Origin of the sequence: Arthrobacter sp. UYEF20, from assembly GCF_040546335.1 — a bacterium.
Classification (GTDB): Bacteria; Actinomycetota; Actinomycetes; order Actinomycetales; family Micrococcaceae; genus Arthrobacter.
Genome location: NZ_JBEPNP010000010.1, coordinates 135,544 through 160,174 on the forward strand (window position 1 = coordinate 135,544; position 24,631 = coordinate 160,174).

The 24,631-nt window shown below is 66.9% G+C and carries 23 protein-coding genes and 3 tRNA genes; 10 read left to right on the forward strand and 16 right to left on the reverse strand.

Annotated features, from left to right (window positions below; translation table 11 throughout):
* Window positions 1-104 precede the first annotated feature (104 nt).
* The 5 genes from clpX to ABIB26_RS13050 all read right to left on the reverse strand — a co-directional run bounded on the left by clpX (window position 105) and on the right by ABIB26_RS13050 (window position 4,687).
* Window positions 105-1,385, reverse strand: coding sequence for an ATP-dependent Clp protease ATP-binding subunit ClpX (gene clpX / locus ABIB26_RS13030; protein WP_354243619.1), 1,281 nt, complete (start codon window positions 1,383-1,385; stop codon window positions 105-107).
* Window positions 1,386-1,515: 130 nt separating this feature from the next.
* The gene (locus ABIB26_RS13035) at window positions 1,516-2,181 is read right to left on the reverse strand and encodes an ATP-dependent Clp protease proteolytic subunit (RefSeq protein WP_354243736.1); all 666 of its coding nucleotides are present in this window, start codon (window positions 2,179-2,181) and stop codon (window positions 1,516-1,518) included.
* A gap of 38 nt (window positions 2,182-2,219) precedes the next feature.
* Window positions 2,220-2,876 (reverse strand): ATP-dependent Clp protease proteolytic subunit, encoded by a 657-nt coding sequence (locus ABIB26_RS13040; protein WP_354243739.1) that lies wholly within the window; start codon window positions 2,874-2,876, stop codon window positions 2,220-2,222.
* A gap of 261 nt (window positions 2,877-3,137) precedes the next feature.
* Window positions 3,138-4,544 (reverse strand): trigger factor, encoded by a 1,407-nt coding sequence (gene tig / locus ABIB26_RS13045; RefSeq protein WP_354243621.1) that lies wholly within the window; start codon window positions 4,542-4,544, stop codon window positions 3,138-3,140.
* A 68-nt stretch (window positions 4,545-4,612) separates the two neighbouring features.
* Window positions 4,613-4,687 (reverse strand) — tRNA-Pro (locus ABIB26_RS13050).
* Window positions 4,688-4,835: 148 nt separating this feature from the next.
* On the opposite strand from ABIB26_RS13050, the gene ABIB26_RS13055 reads away from it, so the two are divergent.
* A tRNA-Gly gene (locus ABIB26_RS13055) sits at window positions 4,836-4,909 on the forward strand.
* A 126-nt stretch (window positions 4,910-5,035) separates the two neighbouring features.
* Here the strand turns inward: ABIB26_RS13055 and ABIB26_RS13060 are convergent.
* The 3 genes from ABIB26_RS13060 to ABIB26_RS13070 all read right to left on the reverse strand — a co-directional run bounded on the left by ABIB26_RS13060 (window position 5,036) and on the right by ABIB26_RS13070 (window position 7,636).
* The gene (locus tag ABIB26_RS13060; protein ID WP_354243624.1) at window positions 5,036-5,998 is read right to left on the reverse strand and encodes an Fpg/Nei family DNA glycosylase; all 963 of its coding nucleotides are present in this window, start codon (window positions 5,996-5,998) and stop codon (window positions 5,036-5,038) included.
* Window positions 5,998-6,489, reverse strand: a complete 492-nt coding sequence (locus ABIB26_RS13065) for a ribose-5-phosphate isomerase (RefSeq protein ID WP_354243626.1) — start codon at window positions 6,487-6,489, stop codon at window positions 5,998-6,000. Before ABIB26_RS13065 ends, ABIB26_RS13060 begins: the two co-directional genes overlap by 1 nt.
* 145 nt (window positions 6,490-6,634) lie before the next feature.
* The gene (locus ABIB26_RS13070) at window positions 6,635-7,636 is read right to left on the reverse strand and encodes a hypothetical protein (RefSeq protein WP_354243629.1); all 1,002 of its coding nucleotides are present in this window, start codon (window positions 7,634-7,636) and stop codon (window positions 6,635-6,637) included.
* Between the two features lie 142 nt (window positions 7,637-7,778).
* Between ABIB26_RS13070 and pepN the strand changes: the two genes are divergently transcribed.
* Both pepN and ABIB26_RS13080 read left to right on the forward strand, forming a co-directional pair.
* Window positions 7,779-10,337, forward strand: a complete 2,559-nt coding sequence (gene pepN, locus ABIB26_RS13075) for an aminopeptidase N (RefSeq protein ID WP_354243632.1) — start codon at window positions 7,779-7,781, stop codon at window positions 10,335-10,337.
* Entirely contained in the window at window positions 10,334-10,819 is a 486-nt protein-coding gene (locus ABIB26_RS13080; protein ID WP_354243633.1) for an OsmC family protein, read from the forward strand. The genes pepN and ABIB26_RS13080 overlap by 4 nt, the downstream gene beginning before the upstream one ends.
* Window positions 10,820-10,823: 4 nt before the next feature.
* Here the strand turns inward: ABIB26_RS13080 and ABIB26_RS13085 are convergent, their stop codons facing one another.
* Window positions 10,824-11,825 (reverse strand): NAD-dependent epimerase/dehydratase family protein, encoded by a 1,002-nt coding sequence (locus tag ABIB26_RS13085; RefSeq protein ID WP_354243636.1) that lies wholly within the window; start codon window positions 11,823-11,825, stop codon window positions 10,824-10,826.
* Window positions 11,826-11,935: 110 nt separating this feature from the next.
* On the opposite strand from ABIB26_RS13085, the gene ABIB26_RS13090 reads away from it, so the two are divergent.
* Both ABIB26_RS13090 and ABIB26_RS13095 read left to right on the forward strand, forming a co-directional pair.
* Window positions 11,936-12,601: a mechanosensitive ion channel family protein gene (locus tag ABIB26_RS13090; protein WP_354243639.1), complete on the forward strand. Its 666-nt coding sequence runs from the start codon at window positions 11,936-11,938 to the stop codon at window positions 12,599-12,601.
* A gap of 1 nt (window position 12,602) precedes the next feature.
* Entirely contained in the window at window positions 12,603-13,061 is a 459-nt protein-coding gene (locus tag ABIB26_RS13095; protein ID WP_354243642.1) for a globin, read from the forward strand.
* A 40-nt stretch (window positions 13,062-13,101) separates the two neighbouring features.
* Here ABIB26_RS13095 and ABIB26_RS13100 read toward each other — a convergent pair whose 3' ends face one another.
* Entirely contained in the window at window positions 13,102-13,761 is a 660-nt protein-coding gene (locus tag ABIB26_RS13100; RefSeq protein WP_354243645.1) for a DUF8185 domain-containing protein, read from the reverse strand.
* A 63-nt stretch (window positions 13,762-13,824) separates the two neighbouring features.
* Between ABIB26_RS13100 and tesB the strand changes: the two genes are divergently transcribed.
* Window positions 13,825-14,805, forward strand: coding sequence for an acyl-CoA thioesterase II (gene tesB, locus ABIB26_RS13105; RefSeq protein ID WP_354243648.1), 981 nt, complete (start codon window positions 13,825-13,827; stop codon window positions 14,803-14,805).
* A 136-nt stretch (window positions 14,806-14,941) separates the two neighbouring features.
* On the opposite strand, the gene ettA is transcribed toward tesB, so the two are convergent.
* The 3 genes from ettA to ABIB26_RS13120 form a co-directional block, all read right to left on the reverse strand.
* On the reverse strand, window positions 14,942-16,624 hold the full coding sequence (gene ettA / locus ABIB26_RS13110; RefSeq protein ID WP_354243651.1) for an energy-dependent translational throttle protein EttA: 1,683 nt from the start codon (window positions 16,622-16,624) through the stop codon (window positions 14,942-14,944).
* A 32-nt stretch (window positions 16,625-16,656) separates the two neighbouring features.
* Window positions 16,657-17,202 (reverse strand): DUF6993 domain-containing protein, encoded by a 546-nt coding sequence (locus tag ABIB26_RS13115; protein ID WP_354243654.1) that lies wholly within the window; start codon window positions 17,200-17,202, stop codon window positions 16,657-16,659.
* A gap of 75 nt (window positions 17,203-17,277) precedes the next feature.
* On the reverse strand, window positions 17,278-17,838 hold the full coding sequence (locus tag ABIB26_RS13120; protein ID WP_354243657.1) for a single-stranded DNA-binding protein: 561 nt from the start codon (window positions 17,836-17,838) through the stop codon (window positions 17,278-17,280).
* Between the two features lie 234 nt (window positions 17,839-18,072).
* Here ABIB26_RS13120 and ABIB26_RS13125 point away from each other — a divergent pair.
* A tRNA-Arg gene (locus ABIB26_RS13125) sits at window positions 18,073-18,145 on the forward strand.
* Window positions 18,146-18,782: 637 nt separating this feature from the next.
* Here ABIB26_RS13125 and ABIB26_RS13130 read toward each other — a convergent pair.
* The gene (locus ABIB26_RS13130; protein WP_354243660.1) at window positions 18,783-19,799 is read right to left on the reverse strand and encodes a magnesium and cobalt transport protein CorA; all 1,017 of its coding nucleotides are present in this window, start codon (window positions 19,797-19,799) and stop codon (window positions 18,783-18,785) included.
* Window positions 19,800-20,111: 312 nt separating this feature from the next.
* On the opposite strand from ABIB26_RS13130, the gene ABIB26_RS13135 reads away from it, so the two are divergent.
* Complete coding sequence (locus ABIB26_RS13135) at window positions 20,112-20,654, forward strand: LapA family protein (protein ID WP_354243663.1); 543 nt, start codon at window positions 20,112-20,114, stop codon at window positions 20,652-20,654.
* Window positions 20,655-20,730: 76 nt separating this feature from the next.
* Here the strand turns inward: ABIB26_RS13135 and map are convergent, their stop codons facing one another.
* Window positions 20,731-21,498, reverse strand: coding sequence for a type I methionyl aminopeptidase (gene map / locus ABIB26_RS13140; RefSeq protein WP_354243666.1), 768 nt, complete (start codon window positions 21,496-21,498; stop codon window positions 20,731-20,733).
* Between the two features lie 62 nt (window positions 21,499-21,560).
* On the opposite strand from map, the gene ABIB26_RS13145 reads away from it, so the two are divergent.
* A complete protein-coding gene (locus ABIB26_RS13145; RefSeq protein ID WP_354243669.1) occupies window positions 21,561-22,241 on the forward strand; it encodes a DNA alkylation repair protein in 681 nt (226 codons plus the stop codon).
* Window positions 22,242-22,260: 19 nt separating this feature from the next.
* Here the strand turns inward: ABIB26_RS13145 and mptB are convergent, their stop codons facing one another.
* The gene (gene mptB, locus ABIB26_RS13150; RefSeq protein ID WP_354243672.1) at window positions 22,261-23,826 is read right to left on the reverse strand and encodes a polyprenol phosphomannose-dependent alpha 1,6 mannosyltransferase MptB; all 1,566 of its coding nucleotides are present in this window, start codon (window positions 23,824-23,826) and stop codon (window positions 22,261-22,263) included.
* A 169-nt stretch (window positions 23,827-23,995) separates the two neighbouring features.
* On the opposite strand from mptB, the gene orn reads away from it, so the two are divergent.
* Window positions 23,996-24,622 (forward strand): oligoribonuclease, encoded by a 627-nt coding sequence (orn, locus tag ABIB26_RS13155; protein WP_354243674.1) that lies wholly within the window; start codon window positions 23,996-23,998, stop codon window positions 24,620-24,622.
* Window positions 24,623-24,631 lie beyond the last annotated feature (9 nt).

Here is a 24,631-nt window from a genome sequence, read left to right on the forward strand (position 1 = left end):
GGGAAAAGTGCGCTGCGGCGGATCAAATACACGGCGCGCCAAAGATCACAGCGACCGGTGCTGCGGATTTATTCCGGGTCAGGCGGAGTGGTCAGGCGGAGTGGTCAGGCGGACTTGCGGCGCTTGACGTCGTGGGGAATCATCGTGGGCTCGGCCTTCTGGGAGACCACCTCTTCCGTGATCACGACGCTCGCGACGTCGTCGCGGCTGGGCAGATCGAACATCACGGGCAGCAGGACTTCCTCCATGATGGCGCGGAGCCCGCGTGCTCCGGTGCCGCGCTCGAGCGCCTGGTCGGCAATGGTGTTGAGCGCCTCGTCCTCGAAGATGAGCTCGACGCCGTCGAGCTGGAACATCTTCTGGTACTGCTTCACCAGGGCGTTCTTCGGCGTGGACAGGATCTGGATCAGCGCGGACCGGTCCAGGTTGGAGACCGTGGTGATGACCGGCAGGCGGCCGATGAATTCCGGAATGAGCCCGAACTTCAGCAGATCCTCCGGCATGACCTCGCCGTAGGAGTCCGCGTTGTTCTTGGCCTCATGGAGCGGGGCGCCGAAGCCGATGCCCTTCCGGCCGGAACGTGAACCGATGATCTCCTCGAGCCCGGCAAAGGCGCCGGCAACGATGAAGAGCACATTGGTGGTGTCGATCTGGATGAATTCCTGGTGCGGGTGCTTGCGTCCGCCCTGCGGCGGGACCGAGGCGACGGTGCCCTCGAGGATCTTCAGCAGGGCCTGCTGCACGCCTTCGCCCGAAACGTCCCGGGTGATGGAGGGGTTTTCGCTCTTCCGCGAGATCTTGTCGATCTCGTCGATGTAGATGATGCCCTGTTCAGCCTTTTTGACGTCGTAGTCGGCGGCCTGGATGAGCTTGAGAAGGATGTTCTCCACGTCCTCGCCAACGTAGCCGGCTTCGGTCAGCGCCGTCGCGTCGGCGACGGCGAAGGGGACGTTCAGGCGCCGGGCCAGGGTCTGGGCCAGGTAGGTCTTGCCGCAGCCGGTGGGGCCGATCAGGAGGATGTTCGATTTGGCGATCTCGACGTCGTCGTGGTGACCGCCCTCGGCGAGGCTTCCGATCTTGGGGGCGTGCCCGGCCTGGATGCGCTTGTAGTGGTTGTAGACGGCCACCGCGAGCGAACGCTTCGCGGGCTCCTGGCCGATCACGTATTCCTGCAGGAAGTCAAAGATCTCGCGGGGCTTGGGCAGTTCGAAACTGCCCAGATCGGCGACTTCGGCGAGTTCTTCTTCAATGATCTCGTTGCAGAGTTCAATGCACTCGTCGCAGATGTAGACGCCGGGCCCGGCAATGAGCTTCCGGACCTGCTTCTGGCTCTTCCCGCAGAAAGAACACTTCAGCAGATCGGTGCTCTCGCCAATCCGAGCCATATGTGAACCCCTTTTAGTATCGTGCTGGTGCCTGTGACATGTTCCACTCTAGGTCACTTTCGGCCTGTTAGGTGGATAGCCGACGCCGGTGCGGCCATTTGTGGTGGGCCGCACCGGCGTCGTGGATTGCCTATTGCCTGGCGGTAATTGCCTGCGGCTTCATCTTGCGCGAATCCAGCACCTGGTCAATCAGGCCGTAGTCCATGGCCTCGGCCGCAGTGAGGATCTTGTCGCGCTCGATGTCGTTGTTGACCTGCTCGGGGGTCCGGCCGGAGTGCTTGGCCAGCGTGTCCTCGAGCCAGGCGCGCATCCGCATGACCTCTGCGGCCTGGATCTCCAGGTCGGAGGCCTGGCCGCCCTGGCCGCCGGACAACGACGGCTGGTGGATCAGCACGCGGGCGTTGGGCAGGGCCAGGCGCTTGCCCGGGGTGCCGGCCGCGAGGAGCACGGCGGCGGCGCTGGCGGCCTGGCCGAGGCACACGGTCTGGATCTCCGGGCGGATGTACGTCATGGTGTCGTAGATCGCGGTCATGGCGGTGAAGGAGCCACCCGGGGAGTTGATGTAGAGCGTGATGTCGCGGTCCGGGTCGGTGGACTCGAGCACCAGCAGCTGCGCCATGACGTCGTCAGCCGAGGCGTCGTCGACCTGGACGCCCAGGAAGATGATGCGGTCCTCGAACAGCTTGGTGTAGGGGTCCTGGCGCTTGAAGCCGTAGGGGGTGCGCTCTTCGAACTGCGGCAGCACGTAGCGGCTGCTCGGCAGGTTACCGGCAGTCGAACCGAAGTTGTAGTCCATGTTCATTGCTCCTGAATTCATTGCTGTCTGCGTGCCGGTCAGTTCTCGGTGGCTGAATCAGTGCCGGTGGCAGTGTCAATGCCAGCACCGGCGCTGCCGCCGTTGGCGTTTGTTCCGCCGCCGCCGGCCACGGAGCCCGCGTGCGCGGCGATCTTGTCGAAGAAGCCGTATTCGAGGGCGTCCTTCGCCGTGAACCACTTGTCGCGGTCGTTGTCCTTGAGGATGGTGTCGACCGTCTGGCCGGTCTGGTCTGCGGTCAGTTCCGCCATGACCTTCTTCATGTGCAGGATCAGCTCGGCCTGGATCTTGATGTCCGAGGCTGTGCCGCCGATGCCGCCGGAGGGCTGGTGCATCAGGATGCGGGCATTGGGGGTGGCGTAGCGCTTGCCCTTGGTGCCGGAGGAGAGCAGGAACTGACCCATGGAGGCGGCGAGGCCGGTGGCTACGGTGACGACGTCATTCGGGATGAACTGCATCGTGTCGTAGATGGCCATGCCGGCGGTGACGGAGCCGCCGGGTGAGTTGATGTAAAGGTAGATGTCCTTTTCGGGATTCTCCGCCGAGAGAAGGAGCAGCTGCGAGCAGATCGCGTTGGCGTTCTCGTCGCGGACCTCGGAGCCGAGCCAGATGATGCGCTCTTTCAGCAGGCGGTTGTAAATGTAGTTATCCTGGGCTGCCGGATCGACAGTAGCCATCCGGGGTGCCCCTGCTTGCTGTGACATATGTACTTACCTCTCGCTGGCGACGGTGACGCCATTGAACGGCGTCACTGAACTTTCCTACAGCGACACTAACGGTTTTCGCGCCTGCTTTGTTCGCAGGCGCAGGGCTGTTCGCTGACGGCGCACGATTGCCCGGGGCGGGTCCGCGCAGTCCCCCGGCCATGAAGCGCAGGGCTTAAATGCGGCAGCCCCCGGATCGCTGATCCAGGGGCTGCCAATGCTGGCTGGCTGCTGTTAGAACTTCACAGCTGCCGGGTCGTCGTTCTTCGCGGTATCGGTGGCCGCGGCTTCCTCGGAAGCCTCGTTCACGACGCCGGCTTCGGCCTCTGCGTCAACAGGGGCCTCCTCGCCGCCGGGGCGGACGAAGTCGCTGAGGTCAACCTTGTTGCCCTCGGAGTCGGTGACCTCGGCCTGGCCCAGGACCACGGCCAGCGCCTTGCGGCGGCGGACCTCGGAAACCATCATGGGGACCTGGCCGCTCTGATCGATGATCTGGGCGAACTGGTTCGGGTCCATGCCGTACTGGCTGGCGGTGGTGACGATGTAGTCGATCAGCTCGTTCTGGCTGACATTGACTTCTTCCTTTTCGGCGATGGCGTCAAGGATGATCTCGTTCTGGAAGGCACGCTCGGTGTTGGCCTTAACCTCGGCGCGGTGCTCCTCGGTGTCGTGCTCCCCTTCACCGTGGGAGTTCTCGGCGTTGAAGTGCTGCTCGAGCTGCTCTTCGACGACGGAGGCCGGGACGGGGACCTCGACGAGCTCAACGAGCTTGTCCAGGACCTTGTCGCGGGCCTCTACGCCCTGCTCGACAACCTTCGACTCGGCGGCCTGCTTCGCGAGGTCTTCGCGCAGCTCGGCAAGGGTGTCGAACTCGGAAGCCAGCTGGGCGAAGTCATCGTCAGCCTCGGGCAGCTCGCGCTCCTTGACGGACTTGACGGTCACCTTGACCTGGGCGGACTCACCGGCGTGGTCGCCGCCGACGAGGGTGGTGTCGAAGATGGCGTCTTCGTCGGCGCTCAGGCCGGTCACGGCCTCATCGAGGCCTTCGAGCATGGTACCGGCGCCAACCTGGTAGGACAGGGCCGAGGCGGAGTCAACCTCGGCGTCGTCGATGGTGGCGGTGATGTCGATGGTGAGGAAGTCCTTGTCGGCCGCCGGGCGGTCGACGGACTTCAGCGTGCCGAAGCGGCCGCGGAGTTCGTCCAGGGCCGTGTCGACGTCGGCGTCGGCTGACTCGGCGGCGGCAACCTCAACCTTGATGCCGGCGTAGTCAGGCAGTTCGATCTCGGGGCGGACGTCAACCTCGGCGTGGAACTTGAGTTCACCGTCAGTGGCGGTGGGGTCCGGGACCTCGGTGATTTCAACCTCGGGACGGTTCAGCGGGCGGATGCCGGTTTCCTGCACAGCAGCCTGGTACCAGCCGTTGAGGCCTTCGTTGATGGCAGTCTCCAGCACATAGCCGCGGCCGACGCGCTGGTCGATGAGCTTGGAGGGGACCTTGCCCTTGCGGAAACCGGGGACCTGGATCTGCGAAGCAACAGTCTTGTATGCCTCTGCGATGCCGGGCTTCAATTCCTCAAAGGGGACCTCAACATTGAGCTTGACCCGCGTGGGGGTGAGGTTCTCGACAGCGCTCTTCACAGTCTAAGTACTCCTGGTTTTAGGGGGTGGGGATCTGCCTTTGCCACGTTCTGGCGGTTCCTGCAGAGTCGGGGTGACAGGATTTGAACCTGCGACTTCCTGCTCCCAAAGCAGGCGCTCTAGCCAAGCTGAGCTACACCCCGTAATGCACAGAACAGTCTACGGTCATACTGTGCTGATTTGCACATTTGACACTGGGGCCCTGAATTAGGTTTAGTTGTATCCGGCTTCAACAGCCGCCCGGAAAGTTGCAGGACAGTGACGTTTGCAGGATAGTTCAGGCAAGTTCCCGGGGACGTAGCTTAGTGGTAAAGCCTCAGTCTTCCAAACTGATGATGCGGGTTCGATTCCCGTCGTCCCCTCCAGTGCAGGTTCCAAATCCAGTGCAGGACACAAATCCAGTGCAGGATCCTCAAGAGCCCCTCCCCGGAGGGGCTCTTTTTGTGCCTGCTGGCGGGGCCTTCCGGCGGGCTTCCGGCCGGGGCTTCTGATCAGGCCCGCTGGCAGCCGGGGCACCAGTAGAGTTTCCGGGCGCCGAGTTCCGTGAGCGCCACCGGGGTCCCGCAGTCGCGGCAGTCGAGGCCCTGCCGCCGGTAGACGAAGTGGGATTCCTCCGGGGCCGGCAGTCCGCCGGCCGGTTCTGTGGCGCCGCTCCCGCTCCAGCCTGTCCCGCCCCAATAGCGGGGAGGTGTGGTGATGATCCGGCCGTCGCGGACGCCGTCGGACATCATGGCGACGGTGTCATCCCAGAGCAGCTCCGCGGCCTCCGCGGGCAGCGCCTTTCCGGTCAGCCAGGGGTCAAGGCGCTGGCGGAAGAGCAGTTCGGCGCGGTAGACGTTGCCGACGCCGGCAATCACCTTCTGGTCCATCAGCAGCGCCGCCAGGGGCGTGCGCCTGGCAAGAATTCCGGCGACGAAGGCATCCCGGTCGCTGGGCCGGTTGCGCAGCGGGTCCGGACCCAGCCGCGCCATCACCGCCTCGGCCTCCGCCTCGATGATCACCTCGCAGGTGGTCGCTCCCCGGAGGTCGGCCCAGCCATGGGTGCCGGCGAGCCGCACGCGCACGGCACCGACGGGGTCGGGGGGACCGTCGTAGCTGTCAAACCCGGAGCCGGCGGGTGCGTCCGCACCGGCAGCATCCGCACCGGCAGCGGAGTAGACTTCCCGCTCCCCCACCCTCCGGGGTGCGCCGATGCTGGAGGCGCCGCGGAAGGTGGCGTCCCCGCCGAAGTCCCAGGCGCCGTAGAGGCCCAGATGGACGTGGAGCAGCAGACCGTGCTCGAACGCCAGGAAAAGGTGCTTCCCGTGCGCTGCTGAACCGGTCAGGACATGTCCGTCCAGCAGCGCCGCGCCCTGCACGAACCTTCCCTGCGGGCTCGAGACGGCGAGCCGCTCCCCCGTGAAAACGTCCCCGAACTGGCGCGCCAGCCGGTGGACGGAGTGCCCTTCCGGCACTACTCGAGGACCTCGCCCGTGCGCTCGTACGTGGCGATCTTGCCGATCCGGCGGACGTGGCGCTGGTCGTTGCTGAAGGGCTCGGTCAGGAAGGCCTCGATGATGGCCGTGGCCTCCTCGACGCTGTGCTGGCGGCCGCCGACGGCGACGACGTTCGCGTCGTTGTGTTCCCGGGCCAGTTTCGCGGTGGAGAGGTTCCAGGCCAGCGCCGCCCGGACGCCCTTGACCTTGTTGGCCGCGATCTGCTCACCGTTACCGGATCCGCCGAGGACGATCCCGAGGGCGTTGGTCCCGGCTTCCTGGTCGGCCAGGACGGCGAGCGCCGCGTTGATGCAGAAGGAGGGGTAGTCATCCTGGGCGTCATAGGCGCTGGGTCCGTGGTCCACCACGTCGTAGCCCTTGGAGCCGAGGTGGCTCACCAGGTGGGCGCTGAGTTCCATGCCGGCGTGGTCCGTGGCAATATGCACGCGCGGGAGATCAGTTGGGGTCACGGCGTATCCGTTCAGTCGGAGGGGCAGGTGGGGGCAGGTCACTGGGGCGCAGGACCTGCCGGGGCGGGTTCTGGGGCCGGTTCCCAGCCTACTATTGTCACGTGTTAGTGGTTTGCCGAGCAGCCCATCTGCCTTCATGAAACTGTCACAGCTCCGCGGTCTCGCCGCCGTGGCGGGCCCGGTCGGCCACCCGGGATAGGGCTTGCGCCACGTTATCCGCCGTCGCGGCGCTGCCGCCGCTGACCGTCAGTTTCCGTCCGTCGGAGCGGTCGACGACGACGGCGGGGCCGCTGCTGACCAGCAGTGCCGTGGAGGTGCCTTGGCTCCGGTAGCCCAGGCCGCCATAGTCGGAGGCCCTGACCTCTTTCGGCGTTGCCGCGTCGATGGCGGCGGCGGGAACGTCCATGACCCGAACGAATCCGGCGGCGAAGACCCGGAGGCCGCTGCGGTCCACCCGGATGCGGGCGAACAGGAATGCGGCGGCGAACAGGGCCAGCGCCACAAGAACCGCGGCCAGCCATGGCACGGCGATGGTCAGGAGGGCGGCGGGCAGCAGGGTGGCAATCCCGAGCATCACGAAGACCGAACTGCGGGCGTGGACCCACAGGCTCAGGGAGTCCCGGGCCAGGTCAGGGTCGACTTCACGCTGCAGTGCCTCCCGGATGGCACGGTCATCGTCGGTGGACCAGCGTTCGTCCGCCTTGAAGACGAAGCCCATCACAAAGCCCAGGCCCAGGGCCGCACCGCTGCCCATGGCCAGCACGGCGACGTCCACCCGGGACTCCCTCGCGTCCGCCAGGCCAAGCTGGCCGACGAGCACGGCGGCGAGGACTGTGGTGACGAAGAGGCTCATCGACAGGCCGGCACCCATCATGATCCGGCGCATCACCGCCGGGCGGGACAGCGGCACCGCCTGCACCAGCAAGGCCCAGCCGATCAACACGATCATCGCCGCCCCGACCCCCACGACAGCTCCGAACGGCGCAAAGTCCGCGGCGCCGCCCTGGTCCCAGCGGACGGCCAGCGGATCGGGCAAATCGGGGCGGATCAGGAAGGCGCAGACTACGAACGCGGCTGCGAGCATCACGGGGAAGACCACGGCGAAGCGCAGTGCCCTAGCATCGACGGAATCCCGGAGCTTTCCCATATCCCCAACGCTACCGCTCCCCGACGCTACCGCGGGGTGACGCAGGCAGACATGTGATCCGCGCAACTTGCCAAGCGGCGCTGACGTGAAAGAATAATTTCACGTTACCGCCGATACTTCTGGAGGCCCCACTTTGCCCGGTATGAACCTGACGCGCGCCGAAGCACGCGAGCGCGCCGAACTGATCGCCGTCGAATCCTACGAGGTCAGCCTTGACCTGACGCGCGGCGAGAAGGTCTTCGGCTCCACCACCGCCGTGAAGTTCACGGCCAGGCCGGGGTCCACCACCTTCATCGACGCCGTGACGCACGCCGTGCACAGCGTGACACTCAACGGGCGCGAGCTTGATCCGGCGGAGGTCTCGGACGGCATCCGGATCCAACTGCCCGGGCTGGCCGCCGAGAACAATCTGCTGGTGGTGGCGGACGCCCCGTACATGAACACCGGCGAGGGCCTGCACCGCTTCGTGGACCCGGTAGACAACGAGGTCTACCTCTACACCCAGTTCGAGGTCCCCGATTCCCGGCGGATGTTCGCCGTCTTTGAGCAGCCCGACCTCAAGGCGAGCTTCGCCTTCACCGTCACAGCGCCCTCGCACTGGGACCTGATCTCCAACTCCCCCACGCCGGTGCCGGTCGAGACCATTCCCGGTGCGGACGGCGGCGCGCGGTCCGTCTGGGAGTTCACCCCGACGCCGCCGCTCTCCTCCTATGTCACGGCCCTGATCGCCGGGCCGTACCAGTCGGTCCGCAGCGAGGTCATCTCCGCCGACGGCAGGGTCACGCCGCTGGGCATCTTCGCCCGCAGGTCCCTCATGCAGTACCTGGATGCGGACAACATCTTCGAGCTCACCCGGCAGGGCTTCGAGTTCTTTGAAGCGCAGTTCGGCTGCCCGTACCCGTTCGAGAAGTACGACCAGCTCTTCGTGCCGGAGTTCAACGCCGGCGCCATGGAAAACGCCGGCGCCGTCACCATCCTGGAGGGGTACGTGTTCCGCGGCAAGGTCACCGACGCCCAGGTGGAGCGCCGCGCCATCACGGTGCTGCACGAGCTCGCGCACATGTGGTTCGGGGACCTCGTGACGATGCGCTGGTGGAACGACCTCTGGCTGAACGAATCCTTTGCCGAGTACATGTCCCACCTGGCCGCCGTGGAGACCACGCAATTCGACCACGCCTGGACCACGTTCGCCTCGGTGGAGAAGTCCTGGGCCTACCGGCAGGACCAGCTGCCCACCACGCACCCGATCTTTGCCGAGATCAACGACCTGCAGGACGTCGAGGTGAACTTCGACGGCATCACCTACGCCAAGGGCGCGTCGGTGTTGCGCCAGCTCGTGGCCTGGGTGGGCCCGGAAGAATTCATGGCCGGCGTCCGCGAGTACTTCAGCAAGCACGCCTGGCAGAACACCGAGCTGAGCGACCTGATGGCTGAACTCGAAAAGGCCAGCGGCCGGGATCTGGACCAGTGGGGCCGGCTCTGGCTGGAGACCGCCGGGGTCAACACCCTCGAGCCCGAACTGGCCGTGGGCGGGGACGGGAGGATCTCCTCCTTCACCATCGTGCAGTCCGCCACAGAAGACCAGCCCACCATCCGCCCGCACCGCCTCGCCGTCGGCTTCTACAACCTCACCGCCGCCGGGAAGCTGGACCGCGTCCACCGCGAGGAGCTCGACGTCGACGGCGAGCGCACTTTAGTCCCGGCGCTGGCCGGACTCGCACAGCCGGACCTGATCCTGCTCAACGACGACGATCTCGCCTACGCCAAGGTCCGGCTGGACCCGAAGTCGCTCGCGACGGCCACGGCGCACCTGAAGGACTTCAGCCAGAGCCTGCCCCGCACCCTCGTCTGGGGCTCGGCCTGGGACGCGGCCCGGGACGGCGAAACCCCGGCCCGCGGCTACGCGGAACTGATCCTGGCCAACATTGCCGAGGAATCCGATTCCTCGGTGATCCTGGTCCAGCTCCGCCAGCTCGCCACCACGCTGAACTTCTACGTGGCCGAGGAGCACAAGGAAGCCACCGCGGTGGCCGCGGCCGGCCGGCTCTGGGAGCTCGCCTCCAGCGTCCCGGCCGGCTCCGACGCGCAGCTGCAGTTCGTGAAGTCCTACGCCCTGCTGGCCCGCAGCGCCGGGCAGCTGGACACCGTGTCCGGCCTGCTGGAGGGCACCCTGACCCTGGCTGGCCTCACCGTGGACCAGGACCTCCGCTGGGAACTGATCGCGTCCCTCGTCACCGGGGGCCGTGCCGGGGAGGACCGGATCGACGCGGAACTGGAACACGACAACACCGCCACCGGCCAGAACGCCGCGGCCCTCGCCAAGGCTGCGATCCCCACCCCCGAGGCCAAGGCCGCGGCCTGGGAGTCGATTGTGGTCAAGGGCGAGTTGTCCAACGCGCTCCAGGGCTCGGCCGTGACCGGCTTCACCCGGGTGCTGGATACCGCCCTGCTGGAACCCTTCGCCGAGAAGTACTTCGAGGCCGTCCCGGGCATCGTCAGGGACCGCACGCACGCGCTGGCGCAGCAGATCGTCGTCGGGCTCTACCCGGCGCAGCTGACCACGCAGGCCACCGTGGACCGCACGGATGAGTTCCTCGCCTCGCTGCCGGAAGACAGCACCGCGCTGCGGCGGATGATGCTGGAGAACCGCGACGGCGTGGCCCGCGCCCTGCGGGCCCGCCAGGCGGACGTCGACGCATGAGCCTCGACGAGCACCGTTACGCGCTAACGGTCCGATGGACCGGCAACCTGGGCGAGGGGACGGCGTCGTACCGGGGCTATTCCCGGGACCACGACGTCGAGATCCCGGGTCTCCCGGTCCTGCCGGGCTCCGCGGATCCGGCGTTCCACGGCGACCGGAACCGCTATAACCCGGAGCAGTTGCTCCTGGCGGCGCTCTCGCAGTGCCACATGTTGTCCTTCCTGCATGTGGCGGTGAAGCACGGCGTGGTGGTCACTGCGTACGAGGACCGGGCCGAGGGGCTGATGCGGACCAGCCGGGACGGAAGCGGCCAGTTCGAGTCGGTCACGCTCAAGCCCCGGGTGACCACTGCCGCCCCGGTCTCCGGCGAGCTGCTGGGGCAGCTGCACACCGAGGCCCACAAGGTCTGCTTCATCGCCAGGAGCGTGAACTTCCCGGTGCTCCATGAGCCCACCGCCACGGTCCAGAACCCGAAGGGCTGAGCCTTCAGTCGGTCTCGGCCCGGTACTCGCGCAGAAGCCGGCGCTCGGCCTCCGGGCTGAGCCCGGCTTTGCGTTCCCGGCCGAGCCCGCGGCTGCGTTCATCCGCCAGGGTGTCCCGCAGGGTGTCCATCCACGGGCGGATTTGAAGCCCGGCCGCGCGGGCGGCGTCATTGCTGCGGGCCATAAAGCCGTCCTGTCCGGGCGGCAGCCAGAGCGGCAGCGAGTCCGGTCCGGCCCAGTAGTTGGCGCCGTGCCCCGCCAGCCACTCGCCCGGGACGGCCACCACCTCCGCTTCACCGTCGGTGAGCTGCCGGGCTTCTTCGAGGTACGCGGCAAACGGCACTGTCTCGCCGACGGCGTTGAGCACTCCGGTGACGCCGGTCTCCGCTGCAGCCAGGACCCAGGCTGCAAGGTCGCGGACGTCGATGACCTGGGTGGCGTCGGTGGGGATGTCCGGGACCAGGACGGGGTCCGCGTCCCGGGCGAAGCGGGCCGGCCAGTAGCCGTAGCGGTCCGAGCTGTCACTGGGTCCGCCGATCAGCCCGGCGCGGCAGATGTGGGCCTTGTCCCCGGCCAGTTCCCGGGTCCATTGTTCGATCGCGGACTTGGCTTCGCCGTAGGTGTCCACGGTCAGCACGGCGCCGGCAGCCAGCGGGGGCAGTACCGCCGCGTCCTCCCCCGCGCCGGCCACCGAGTGGTCGGCATACACGGAGCAGCTGGAGATGAAGGTCCAGTGCCGGGCGGAGCCGGCCAGCACCTCAAGCGCCTCCCGCGCCTGCCCGGGATCCCGGGAGACCTCGACGACGGCGTCCCACCCCGCGGCGTCCGCTGCCCCCGCGTAGGCTGCCTTCCCCTGGGAACGGTCTGCCCTCAGCCAGGCCGCGCCGTCCGGCGGCGCGGAAACAGTCCCGCGCGCCAGGCAGGTGACGTCGTGCCCGGCCACGAGGGCCTGCCGGGCTATTTCAGCTGAGAGGAAGGCCGTACCGCCAAGGACCAGAATGCGCATGCGGCCACGCTACGGCGCTACTGTTGAAAGTGAACAGAGTGTTATGCGCCCGGCGAACGCCGAACGGCAGCAGAGCGCCAGAGCGCAGCAGCAAGGAGCACCCCCAGACGATGTACGGCCTGTCCACGACCACCCCCATCACCCCTCCGGATATCTCGGCCATCAACCTGCCCGGGGTCCTCATCAGCATCGGGCTCGGCGTCGCCATCTGGCTGGCGGCGTCCTTTGTGATCAGCGGAATCACCAAACGCGTCGCGGCAGGAACCACTTTCTTCAAAAAGCCGCACTTCCGCTGGGTGGCACCAGCCCTCCGTGCCCTCGACCACGAACGCCGGGTCCAGCGGTCCAACACCATCGGCTCGCTGCTCAACAGCGTCGTCGGCGTCCTGGTCGCGGTCATCACCATCATGTACGTACTCAAGAACCTGAACGTGGACATCGCGCCGTTGCTCACCAGCGTCGGAATCCTCGGTATCGCCATCGGCTTCGGCGCCCAGCAGCTGATCCGCGACTTCCTGGCCGGCATCTTCATCACCCTTGAGGACCAGTACGGGATCGGCGACGTCATCGAGACCAGCGAAGTCGTCGGCGAGGTGGAGGCCATGGGACTGCGGATCACCCGCGTCCGGGCTGAGGACGGCGCTATCTGGTACCTGCGCAACGGGGAAATCCTGCGCGTGGGCAACCGCTCCCAGGGCACGTACGTCGCTCCCGCCACGGAAGAGCCGGACGCTTCCGACGCCGCGGCGGCACCGCAGCAGAAAGCCGGAGAATGACATGACGATCCCGATCGCCGGCGAACCCCGGCAGCCCAAGCAGCTGATGCAGAACGACCCGTTCAGCCAGCCCGGGTACACGGACAACTTCTATGACGCCGTCGGCGGGCACGAGACCTTCGTGAAGCTGACCGACGTGTTCTACGACGGCGTCGCGACGGATCCGCTGTTACGGGAAATGTACCCGGAAGAGGATCTCGGCCCCGCCAAGCGGCGGTTCCTGATGTTCCTTGAGCAGTACTGGGGCGGGCCGACGACGTACGGCGAGGAACGCGGGCACCCGCGGCTGCGGATGCGGCACCAGCCCTTCCGGGTGACGCCCGAGGCCAAGGAGCGCTGGCTGCATCATATGCGCACCGCGGTGGACGCCCTGGAGCTCCCGCCGCTGTACGAGGGGACGCTGTGGGACTACATGGAGCGGGCTGCCCTTTCCATGGTGAACAGCCCGTCCGGCGCCTGACCCGGGCCGCTGCCGGGCGGCGGGTCAGCGGCCTCCGGGTTTAGAGCCCGGTGCCGGTGCGGGCCAGGACGTGCCCGCGGCTGCCGCTGAGCCGGAACCAGCGTCCGGCACGGTACAGCTGCTGTTCGCCGTCGGCCAGGAAACCCAGGGTGAGCGCCGCGAACGCGGCACCTGCCGGGAGTCCGGCCCCGCCGGGGAGTTCCCTGCCCCAGACCGCGGCGCGGGCGTTGTTGACGATCAGTGCGCCGGGCTTGTCCGGCATGATGGCGGCGACCTCGGTGATGCCGGCCTCGGCCGACTGCCGCAGGGCCGAATCCTGCAGGGTGCCCACCAGCTCCCAGCCGCCCCGGGGTGCGCCCACGCCCGCCCAGGACTCGGTGACGGTCACCGGCGGCAGCGGCAGCTCGACGTCGTTCTCCCCCGCCCGCGCCAGCCGGTCCAGCACCGCCGACAGCGGCACCGTCACATCTGTCTCGGCAGGCTGCGCCAGCGCCATGGTCCGCAGGCCAAGGATGGTGGGGGTGGATTCCCCCAGCAGCCGCGGCCGCAGCACACACACGTAGGCGGCCAGCACCGGGCCGGAAGCCTGGAGCCGGATGGCGCCGTCGTCGATCGACTTGGCACGGGTGGCGAAGGTGCGCAGGTCGGCAAGGTCGCGGGGATCGGTGAACTGCAGGGGCTGGGTTAGGACGTCAGACACAATATGGACTCTACCGGCTGCGCCTCTTTTGGGCGGTGCCGCGGTGACGTCTAGAGTCAAACCATGACTGACGCCGACGCCGGATTTCAGGGGCTGCCCACCCAGGACCCCACCTCCTCGCTCCTCGAGCTCCTGAACCTTGGTGAGCTGGAGGGGGCCCGGACCGACGAGGACATCTTCATGGGACCCTCGCAGCAGCAGTCGCGGCAGCGCGTCTTCGGCGGGCAGGTGCTGGCGCAGTCCCTGGTGGCAGGGAGCCGCACCGTTGAGCCGGGACGCGGCGTGCACTCCATGCACGGCTACTTCCTGCGCCCGGGCGATGCCAACAAACCGATCACCTTCGGTGTCCAGCGGTTGCGGGACGGGCGGTCCTTTTCGGCGCGGCGGGTCCACGCCTACCAGGAGGGCATGCCCATCCTGTCGATGATCGCCTCGTTCCAGACCGAGGACGGGGGCATCGAGCACCAGTCCGAAATGCCGTCGGGGATTCCGGACCCGGAGTCGCTGCCCAGCACGGCCGAGCTGCTGGGCAAGTTTGACCACCCGGTGGCCCGGCAGTGGGCCTATGAGCGCCCCTTCGACATCCGCCACGTCGATCCGGCCCTCTACGTCTCGGCCACGGGGGACAAGGAGCCGCGCAACGCCGTCTGGATGAAGACGTTCGGCCCGATGCCTGATGACCCGGAACTGCACCGCGCGGCCCTGGCCTACGCGAGTGACTACACCATCCTGGAGTCCGTCCTCCGCCAGCACGGCATGAGCTGGATTACCCCGGGGATGTCCGTGGCCAGCCTGGATCACGCCATGTGGTGGCACCGCCCCGTCCGCGTTGACGAGTGGCTGCTGTACGTCCAGGAGTCCCCCAGCGCCCAGGGTGCCCGCGGGCTGGCGACGGGCAAGATCTTCAGCCGCGACGGCCGGCACGTGGCCACGGTGGCGCAGGAGGGCATGATCAGGGTCCCGACCGACCTGAAGAACAAGGTCGAAGGCGCCGCGCAGTCCAACGTGCCGCAGCACCAGCTGCGGCAGGCCGGGCGCGGCTAAGGCGTTTCTGAGGCGCCCAGCTCCTGCCGCGTTTCGGCGGCCCCCGCAGGCCGGTGACATGCGAAAAGGCCGGCTCCCCCAGGGGAGCCGGCCTTCACTGTTCTGCTTGGTGCCTCGCGGCGCTTAGCCGCGGCTCTTAGTCGCGGGTGAGGCGGCGGTGCGTCACGCGGTGCGGCTTGGCGGCATCCGGGCCGAGGCGCTCGACCTTGTTCTCCTCGTAGGACTCGAAGTTGCCCTCGAACCAGTACCACTTGGAGGGGTTCTCCTCGTCGCCTTCGTAGGAGAGGATGTGGGTGGCAACCCGGTCCAGGAACCAGCGGTCGTGCGAGACCACCACGGCGCAGCCCGGGAATTCGAGCAGGGCGTTTTCGAGGCTGCTGAGCGTCTCGACGTCGAGGTCGTTGGTCGGCTCATCGAGAAGCAGCAGGTTGCCACCCTGTTTGAGGGTCAGTGCCAGGTTCAGTCGGTTGCGCTCACCACCGGAAAGCACCCCGGCCTTCTTCTGCTGGTCCGGGCCCTTGAAGCCGAAGGCGGCCACGTAGGCGCGGGACGGCATTTCGACGTGGCCGACCTGGATGTAGTCGAGACCGTCGGAGACGACCTCCCACAGGGTCTTGTTCGGGTCGATGCCGCCGCGGCTCTGGTCGGCGTAGGAGATCTTGACGGAGTCACCGATCTTCAGCTCGCCGCCGTCGAGAGGCTCCAGCCCGACGATGGTCTTGAATAGGGTGGTCTTGCCGACGCCGTTGGGGCCGATGACGCCCACGATGCCGTTGCGCGGCAGCGTGAAGGACAATCCGTCGATCAGGGTGCGGTCCTCGAAGCCCTTCTGCAGGTTCTTCGCCTCCAGCACGAGACCACCCAGGCGCGGTCCCGGCGGGATCTGGATCTCTTCGAAGTCGAGCTTGCGGGTCCGGTCTGCCTCGGCAGCCATTTCCTCGTAGCGGGCCAGACGCGCCTTGGACTTGGTCTGGCGGCCCTTGGCGTTGGAGCGGACCCAGTCGAGTTCCTCGGTGAGGCGCTTGGCCTGCTTGGCGTCCTTCTTGCCCTGGACTTCCAGGCGGGCGCGCTTCTTCTCCAGGTAGGTGGAGTAGTTGCCCTCGTACGGGTAGAGGTGGCCGCGGTCCACTTCGGCGATCCACTCGGCGACGTGGTCAAGGAAATACCGGTCGTGGGTGACGGCGAGGACTGCGCCGGGGTAGGCGGAGAGGTGCTGCTCGAGCCACAGCACGCTCTCGGCGTCGAGGTGGTTGGTGGGCTCGTCGAGGAGCAGCAGGTCCGGCTTCTGGAGCAGGAGCTTGCAGAGGGCGACGCGGCGGCGCTCACCACCGGAGAGCAGTGTGACATCGGCATCGGCCGGCGGGCAGCGGAGGGCGTCCATGGCCTGCTCGAGCTGGGAATCAAGGTCCCAGGCATCGGCAGCGTCGATCGCTTCCTGCAGCTGGCCCATTTCCTCGAGGAGGACATCATAGTCAGCGTCGGGGCTGGCCATCTCTTCGGAGATCGCGTTGAACCGCTGGATCTTCCCGATGATCTCGCCAACGCCTTCCTGGACGTTGCCGAGAACGGTCTTGTCTTCGTTCAGCGGCGGCTCCTGCAGCAGGATGCCGACCGTGTAGCCGGGGCTGAGCCGGGCTTCTCCGTTTGAGGGAGTGTCCAGGCCTGCCATGATCTTGAGAATGGTGGATTTACCGGCACCATTCGGGCCAACGACGCCAATTTTTGCCCCAGGGAAGAAGGACATGCTGACGTCGTCGAGGATAAGTTTTTCGCCAACAGCCTTACGGGCCTTGGTCATTGTGTAGATAAATTCCGCCATGCCTACAAATCTAGTGGCTCGGCCCGAATATCTCACATTCCGGGCACGCCCGCGCCGACAAGGCACCGTCCGTCCGCCAGTACCGGCAGGACCACGACGTTCACTTTGCCGTTCCGGACCTGGCCGACGATGCAGTCATCGCCTTCCCGCACCGCGATTTCGACCGCGTCGGCATCGAGACCCGTGGGCGTGCGGCTTGCGGTGACTTGAATGTCCCCGGCAGAGAAGCCCGCCGCAGTCACTGCGTCCCGGAGTTGTTCCGTGCCGGGTTTCCCGGCGGCAACCTGTCGCAGGGCCGCCTCCAGCCTGGTCTTCGCAGCCGGTGTGGCCGGGGACGGTGTGGCCGCGGTCATTGACCCAGCGCCGGGGATTGGGGCGGACGCCGGCGCGCCCACCGGGGGCGGCACCTCCGGCGCGGAGGCCGCCCCGGCCACGGACGGCGTGGCACTGCCGGTGCCTGCGCCCGTGCCCGCCGAGCAGCCGGCCGCTGACAGGAGGCACAGCGCGAAAATTCCGAGGGATGCCGCGAGCCGGTACCCGGGGATGCGTCCCCGGCGTCCGTCAGGGAGGATCCGCATCCCTCCCCTGGGCGCCGTCTTCCGAATGTTCACGCTGGCCCATATCACCCGGCAATTCTGCCATGCGGTCCGGGCTCAGGCTGCGGCCGCTTTCAGTTCGCCAGTCTCCTCGTCCACCTCCTCCGCCTCGCCGCTCGCGTCGTCAATGAACATGGTGTGGGTGTCAGCCCCTTCATCAGCCCCGCCATCGTCCGCGCCGTCCGCCGGCAGATGCTGGCTGTGGCTCTCGTCATCGACCGCGGACGCAGCGGCTAGGGCGGCGGCGGCCTGGCCACCGGCCCCGGACATGCGGGTGAAGTTCGCGGATCCCCACATGAGGTCATGGCCGACGGATTCGGCGTCGATTTCCGCCACATGGTAGATCCGGCCGTCTTTTTCCCAGCTCCGCATCTTCAGCCGCCCCACGACGATGACGCGCTGGCCCTTCTTGATGCTGCAGCCGATATTGCCCGCCAACTGCCGGTACCCCTGGACCGTGAACCAGTTGGTGTTCCCGTCGATCCAGGTGCTGGAGGCGCGGTCATAGCGCCGTTCTGTGGAACCTAAACGGAATTTCGCCGTAGCCACTCCCCCGGGCGTCGTCGAGCTTTTGATCTCCGTGGCGACGAAGCCACGGACCGTAATGTTGTCACTCATTCTTCTGTCCTGTCTCGAATTGTCGTGCCCTAGCAGGCAACTTCAGCTTCGGGCAGCGAACACGCGGCGGGGAGGCCCGGGCTGCGGTATGTGGATATCCAGGGTCCCCGGAGGCTATTGGGGACAGGTCGGGTCACGCTGGACAAGCCGTCCGGTGGACTTGACCACCTTCCGGGGCAGGGCACTGTAAACTTTTTGAGGCGCCCCCGGCAGCAGCCGGTCGGCGCCGACAGTGCCCCAGTAGCTCAGGGGATAGAGCAGCGGCCTTCTAATCCGCCGGTCGGGGGTTCGATTCCCTCCTGGGGCACTCGCGAAAGAGGCTCTGGCCTGCATAAACCCAGGTCAGAGCCTCTTCCCATTCAGCATAGGATCCCCAGATCCACATCGTCCGGCGCCTCCGTGGTGCACCGCGGCGGGGCCCGGCACAAATGCCTAGTCGGCCAGGATCTGAGAGATCCGCTGATACGAGACGCCCATGACAACCCCAATGTCGCGGACGGTCATACCTTCCTGCTGCATCAGTGTGGCGGCCTTCTTCGTTTCCATTTGACGCGTTGCGCTGGACCCTGCCGGCCTCTTCTGTGAGCTGCTTGGCGTGGTCGATGAGTTCGGCGACGGTTTCCGGGATCTGCGGCTGGATGTCGACGTCGAACGAGTCTTCCGGTTCCCCGGTTAGTGCGGCGGCGGCGGCGTCGCGGACCATGGCGTCAACCTGGCCGAGTCGCTTCACCTGCGTGAACGGGCCGGGAACTTCCGGGACCTCAATGGCCCACGGAGTTGCCGGCGCGCTGGGCTAGTGCGGTGAGCTTCATGTCAGTCTCCCAACTGCTTGAGGATCTTCTTAGCGGTGACCAGGTGTCGGTGGCCGGAGGATCTGGTGGGTTGGCATTCTGGCCGTCGTTATCTGGCCTGCCGGAACTTTTCCGAAGGTCAGGGCCGCGATGCTAGATCCATTTGTTGTGCTTGAACGTCCAAAACAGCACCAGGCCCATCGCCACCATGAGTCCCAGGGCCATCGGGTAGCCGAAAACCCAGTCGAGTTCGGGCATGGTGCGGAAGTTCATGCCGTAGATGGTGCCGATCAGCGTCGGGGCGAACAGGATCGCCGCCCACGAGGAAATCCGCTTGACCTGCTCGTTCTGGGCGTAGCTGGACTCGGTTAGCAATCGCATTTCGTCATTCTGCCGCTGCGCCACCAGGGCCGCGTTGACGGCGAGCGCATTTTGAAGCAGTGCCCGGAAGGCAGTGATCCGGTCACTCAGCCGCAGGACGTGGTCCAGGACGTCCCGGAAGTGGTCCTGCAGCTCCGGGTCCGGATGATGGTCCGATGACTCCACCATCAACGACTGCAGGATCCCGGTCAGAGGGGCCGTCGCACGCTGAAACATGATGACCTGGCGCGAGAGTTCGTAGATCCGGCGCGACACGCCCGGGTCCGCTGCGAAGAGGTCGTCTTCGATTTCATCGACGTCGTTCTCCAGGCCGGCAGCAACCGGCTCGTACTCATCGACCACCTGGTCCAGAATCGCGTAGAGCACAGCGTGCGGCCCGAGGGCCAGGAACTCCGGTTCGGATTCCATCCGTCGGCGCACCCGCGCCAGGTCCGGCGCTTCGGCACGGCGGACCGTGACAACAAAGTCCAGACCGGTAAAGACATGGATCTCGCCGAACTCAACCTTCTCCACGTCGTCGAGGTAACGCGCCGGCCGCAGCACCAGGAAGAGGGTCTCGCCGTAGTGTTCCAGCTTCGCCCGCTGGTGACCGGCGAGCGCATCCTCCACGGCCAGATGGCTGAGGTCGAATTCATCGGCGACCGAACGGAGTTCCTCCGCATCCGGCCGGTAGAGCCCGATCCAGGCCATTCCCTGGCGCTGCCGTAAGACGAAGAACGTCTCGTCCAAACCCTCCGGATCCGCAGTCCGGTAACCGTCCACATACACGGCGTTGTCCACGATGGTCACGGCCGCGCCTCCTCCGCCAGATATCCCCTGGCTGCGACGTTATACCGTGGCATCACGGGTGCCAACAGCTGCAAGATTCGCTACCGGTGCAGGCCGCCCGGGACTATTATTCGCCTTAGGCCGATCGGCCGATTACTTCCACTATGGAGGCGAAAAAATGTTGGGTGAATCCCCGGTCCACACGACCTTGGAGATGGCGGCGCTCGGGGGCAACGGGCTCGTGTTCGAGGAATACGACTTTCAACGGACACCGCATCGGCGTCAAGCCCCTCTTCCCGCCAGGCGGGAAGACTCTTGAAAGGTATGGCCTCCATGACCGAGACACCCCGGGGATTCGACCCCAATGAACCGACGACGGCCCGGCAGCCTGAGACCGCCGGCGCCTCCGGATACCCCGAGGATCGCCACCCTACGCAGCCACCGGCCGACGGCGCCGGAATGGTCCCGGACCGGCCGCCGGCCACCGACGGGACGCCGCGCCCGGCCAGCGCAGACAGGACGGCCAGCGCGGACAGGACGGCCAGAGCAGGCAGGACTGACAGCGCGGACAGGCCGGCACCGACGGCCCGTGCCGGCGCAACAGAACCCCGCCAGGTCACCCGCGCGGGAATGGTCTGGGCCGCCGTCGCCAGCGCCCTGGTGGTGCTGATCCTGCTGATCGCGTTCATCCTGCAGAACCAGGACTATGTCCAGGTGAGGTTCTTCGGCCTGCAGGGGGCTGTGGCGCTCGGCGTCGCCCTGCTCATCGCGGCGGTCGGCGGGGGCGTGCTTGTCGCCATTGCCGGCGCCGCCCGGATCATCCAGCTCCGGCTCGCCGCCCACCGCCGGCGGGTCAGGCCCAAAGGACGCCGCTGAGGCATCGCCGTGCGGCCGCCGCCCCGACGGGCTGGCCGCCAGGCGCGGCCGCAGCGCCCAGGGCCGTCGGCAAACCCTACGGCAGGGTCAGGATGACCGGTCCGTCCGCCGTGATCGCCACGGTGTGCTCGCTGTGCGCGGCGCGGCGGCCGTCCGCCGAGCGGAGGGTCCACTCGTCGTCGTCGTGGAAGTAGTCGTCCTGGCCGCCCAGGATCAGCATCGGCTCGATCGCGATGACCAGCCCCTCGGTCAGCTTGATGCCCCGGCCCGGCCTGCCGTCGTTGGGAACGTCCGGTTCGGCGTGCATGGTCTTGCCGATCCCGTGGCCGCCGTGGTCTGCGAGCAGTCCGTAACCGGCGCGGCGTGAGGCCCCGCCGATCGCGTAGCCCAGATCCCCCATCTTGTTCCCGATCCGGGCGGCGTCAATGCCCCGGGCCAGGGCGGCGTCCGTGGCATCAATCAGGGCCTGGTCCACCGTATCGGCCGTGCCCACGATGAAACTGACGGCCGCATCCCCGCACCAGCCCTCGAGGAAGGCGCCGCAGTCGACGCTGAGCAGGTCGCCGTCCCGGAGCCGGTAGTCGTTGGGAATGCCGTGCACCACGGCATCATTGACGCTCGTGCAGATGACGCCGGGGAACGGCACGGAGGCCCAGCGCGGCTTGTAGTTCAGGAACGCCGGCGTCGCTCCGGCACCGGCGATGGTCGCCGCGGCCACCGAATCAAGTTCCTTCAGGGACACTCCGACGGCGGCAGCCTCCCGGACCGTCGCCAGCGTGTTCGCCACCACCCGGCCGGCTTCGCGCATCAGGGCAATCTCGGCGGGACTCTTGATCATCGACATGGCTTCAACTCTAGAGCCATCGGGAACTCGAGAGCCACGGTGGCCGTGGATAAAGTGGCCTCATGGCCAACGCTGAACTGACCTGCGCCATCCGCTCCCGGCTCCGGGCCGCCGCCGATCCCGTCCGGGCTGCCGGGGCGCAGGCCTACATGAAATCGGAGATGCCTTCCCTCGGCGTGCGGGTGCCGGAAGTCCGCCGGATCGTCAAGGCCGCCGCCACGGAGCTACCGCCCGGCCCCCTCGGGGAGCTGAAATCGACCGTGCTGGAACTGTGGCGCGGCGCGAGCTGGCGCGAGGAACGGTATGCCGCCATCGACCTGACCGGGCTCAGGCTGGCCGCCGGCGAGCTCAGCATGCTGCCGGTGTACGAGGAAATCATCCGCAGCGGGGCGTGGTGGGATCTCGTGGACGGGGTGTCGCACAGGCTGTGCGCCCTGCTGCAGGCACACCGGGAAGACCTGACCCCGGTGCTCCGCCGCTGGAGTACGGACGAGGACTTCTGGATCCGGCGGGCCTCGATCACGGCGCAGCTGGGCGCGAAAGCCGCGACGGACACCGCCCTGCTCCGGGACGTCATCGAGGCGAACCTGGCCGACCGGGAATTCTTCATCCGGAAGGCGATCGGCTGGGCGCTGCGCGACTACTCCGCAACGGAACCGGACTGGGTCCGCGCGTTCGTGAAGCGGCACCGCACGGAGCTGAGTCCGCTCTCGCGCAAGGAAGCCCTCCGGAAGCTGCCCTGACGTGAAACGCCCCAAAACCCTAGATGACGGGCCGGGTGGTGACAGGCTCCTCCTGCTTGCTGAACAGCATCTTGGTCTTCGGATCGAGGAAGATCAGGTACAGGGCAAAGAGCAGCGCGATGATGGCCGCGGCATTGCGTGCGAGTGCGAGAGCCAGTCCCAGGTCGGCGGTCTGCAGGTACGGGAAGACTTCCAGCTGGTCCGAGATCGCGTACACCATGAAGAAGGACACGATGAAGTACAGCGCCTTGACCTGCCAGTCATCGCGGATGCCGGTGACGGCAAACAGCGGAATGAGCCAGACCACATACCAGGACTGGATCATCGGGGCCAGGACGACGACGGCGGCGAACGCCAGCGTGAGCCGGCGCATCAGGCGGTCGTGGTCCCCGCGGAAGATCTGCCAGGCGACGATCCCGAGCGCAAGCAGTTTGCCGGCGTCGTACACCCACTTGGCCAGCCCCCAGCCGTCGAGCCCGACAGCGTTGAAGATGGAAGCCACCACCAGGCCCAGCAGGCCGATCGGGGCGTACCAGATCCAGATGCTGCCCGGCGCGGACAGTCCGTTGACCCAGCCGAAGCCGAAGCCGTTGACCAGGCTCATGGCGTAGAGCAGCGCCAGCGTAATCCCCGCCGTGAGCCCCCAGAAGACGAATTTCCGCGGCCAGCCGGCGTTTTTTCCCGCCCAGAGCAGGCCGATGAACGGCAGGAACACGATGGTGATCGGCTTCACCGAGATGGACAGGGTCACCAGCACCAGGCCCAGGATGACCCGTCGGGTGGCGCAGTAGTAGAGGCCTGCGAGGGCCAGGCCGATCATCAGGGCATCGTTGTGGACGCTCGCGATGAAGTTGGTGAGGAACAGCGGGTTGGCGGCGGTCAACCACAGCGCACGGTGCGGGTTGACGCCGTGCAGTTCCGCGAGCTTCGGCACGTAGATGATGCAGAGCACGATCCCGGCCAGTGCGGCGAGCCGGAACAGCATGATGCTGGCCTCCGGGTGCACGTTGGTGGACCAGACGACGAACTGCTCGATCCAGAGGAAAAGCTGGCCGTAGGGGACGGGCGCCTCGGTCCACATCTTGTCGGCGCCGAGCTGGAAGTAGTTGGACAGCGCCGAGATGCCGTTTTCGTAGGGGTTGAAGCCTTCCACCATCAGGCGTCCCTGGCCGATGTAGGCGTACACGTCCCGGCTGAAGAGCGGCACGGAGAACATCAGGGGAAGCCCCCAGGCCACCACTGCCTGCAGCGTCGCCTTACGGGCATCCGCCCCCCAGACGCGCACGCGCTGGCCCAGCCGCAGCCAGGCACGGACCAGCAGCATCCCGCCGATGGCAAGGAGGACGATGCACAGGCCGACGCCGACTGCCTCCGTCCGCAGCCAGATGAACAGCGGAACCCTGCGGAGTTCGGAAACCGGCGCGAGCCAGCCGACGCCGAGCGAACCGATCGCCATGAACACTGATCCGACGAATCCGGCCAGGAGCGGGGAACGGGCGTTGTCCACATCGGCAACAGCTGCCGTTTGGGCGGTGCGGGACGTACCGGCGGCCGTTTTCGCCGCCGCAGGTACAGGCGCCGTCATCTCAGGATGGTCCAATCTCTTGTGGGGCTGAAAACCGCCCGCAGCCGGCCGTTTGAAATGGCCCGGGGCGCCGCGTTTAGGAAATAAGTTGCCGAAAAAATTCGACGGTCGCGTACCCGAAATCCTAGCACCGGACGGCTCTACGGCGACGAAACGGTAGGCTGGGCGCGTGCCTATAACTAACGAACGCATCGTCTGGATCGACTGCGAAATGACCGGCCTGGACACCAGGAACGATGCCCTCATCGAGGTGGCCGCCCTGGTGACCGACTCCGAGCTCAACATCCTGGGGGACGGCGTCGACGTCGTCATCAAGCCGGACGACGCCGCGCTGGCCCAGATGAGCGACTTCGTGCGCGACATGCATACCCGCTCCGGGCTGCTGGCGGAGCTGCCGCACGGCAAGACGATGGCCGAAGCCCAGGCCATAGTGCTGGACTACATCAAGCAGTGGGTGCCGGGCTCCAAGAAGGCGCCGCTGGGCGGCAACTCGGTGGGAACCGACCGCGTCTTCCTGGTCCGGGACATGCCGGAGCTGGTGGAACACCTGCACTACCGGGTCATCGACGTCAGCACCATCAAGGAGCTGTCCCGGCGCTGGTACGCGCGGGCCTACTTCCAGTCCCCCGCCAAGCTGGGCGGCCACCGCGCCCTCGGGGACATCCAGGATTCCATCGACGAGCTGCGCTACTACCGCGAGGCCGTCTTTGTTCCCGCCCCCGGACCGGACAGCGCCACCGCGCAGCGGATCGCCAGGCGGGTCATGGGAACGGCAGAATCGGCCGCCGCGGAGTAGCCCCGGGGT

Bases quoted from the DNA above. Each gene is read 5' to 3' on its own strand.
- clpX (WP_354243619.1), bottom strand. From the start codon at position 1,385: ATGGCTCGGATTGGCGAGAGCACCGATCTGCTGAAGTGTTCTTTCTGC.
- ABIB26_RS13080 (WP_354243633.1), top strand. From the start codon at position 10,334: ATGAGCCTCGACGAGCACCGTTACGCGCTAACGGTCCGATGGACCGGC.
- ABIB26_RS13040 (WP_354243739.1), bottom strand. From the start codon at position 2,876: ATGGCTACTGTCGATCCGGCAGCCCAGGATAACTACATTTACAACCGC.
- ABIB26_RS13135 (WP_354243663.1), top strand. From the start codon at position 20,112: ATGACCGAGACACCCCGGGGATTCGACCCCAATGAACCGACGACGGCC.
- ettA (WP_354243651.1), bottom strand. From the start codon at position 16,624: ATGGCGGAATTTATCTACACAATGACCAAGGCCCGTAAGGCTGTTGGC.
- ABIB26_RS13035 (WP_354243736.1), bottom strand. From the start codon at position 2,181: ATGGACTACAACTTCGGTTCGACTGCCGGTAACCTGCCGAGCAGCCGC.
- ABIB26_RS13120 (WP_354243657.1), bottom strand. From the start codon at position 17,838: ATGAGTGACAACATTACGGTCCGTGGCTTCGTCGCCACGGAGATCAAA.
- ABIB26_RS13090 (WP_354243639.1), top strand. From the start codon at position 11,936: ATGTACGGCCTGTCCACGACCACCCCCATCACCCCTCCGGATATCTCG.
- ABIB26_RS13115 (WP_354243654.1), bottom strand. From the start codon at position 17,202: ATGCGGATCCTCCCTGACGGACGCCGGGGACGCATCCCCGGGTACCGG.
- ABIB26_RS13095 (WP_354243642.1), top strand. From the start codon at position 12,603: ATGACGATCCCGATCGCCGGCGAACCCCGGCAGCCCAAGCAGCTGATG.
- ABIB26_RS13085 (WP_354243636.1), bottom strand. From the start codon at position 11,825: ATGCGCATTCTGGTCCTTGGCGGTACGGCCTTCCTCTCAGCTGAAATA.
- mptB (WP_354243672.1), bottom strand. From the start codon at position 23,826: ATGACGGCGCCTGTACCTGCGGCGGCGAAAACGGCCGCCGGTACGTCC.
- tesB (WP_354243648.1), top strand. From the start codon at position 13,825: ATGACTGACGCCGACGCCGGATTTCAGGGGCTGCCCACCCAGGACCCC.
- ABIB26_RS13145 (WP_354243669.1), top strand. From the start codon at position 21,561: ATGGCCAACGCTGAACTGACCTGCGCCATCCGCTCCCGGCTCCGGGCC.
- map (WP_354243666.1), bottom strand. From the start codon at position 21,498: ATGTCGATGATCAAGAGTCCCGCCGAGATTGCCCTGATGCGCGAAGCC.
- ABIB26_RS13070 (WP_354243629.1), bottom strand. From the start codon at position 7,636: ATGGGAAAGCTCCGGGATTCCGTCGATGCTAGGGCACTGCGCTTCGCC.
- pepN (WP_354243632.1), top strand. From the start codon at position 7,779: ATGAACCTGACGCGCGCCGAAGCACGCGAGCGCGCCGAACTGATCGCC.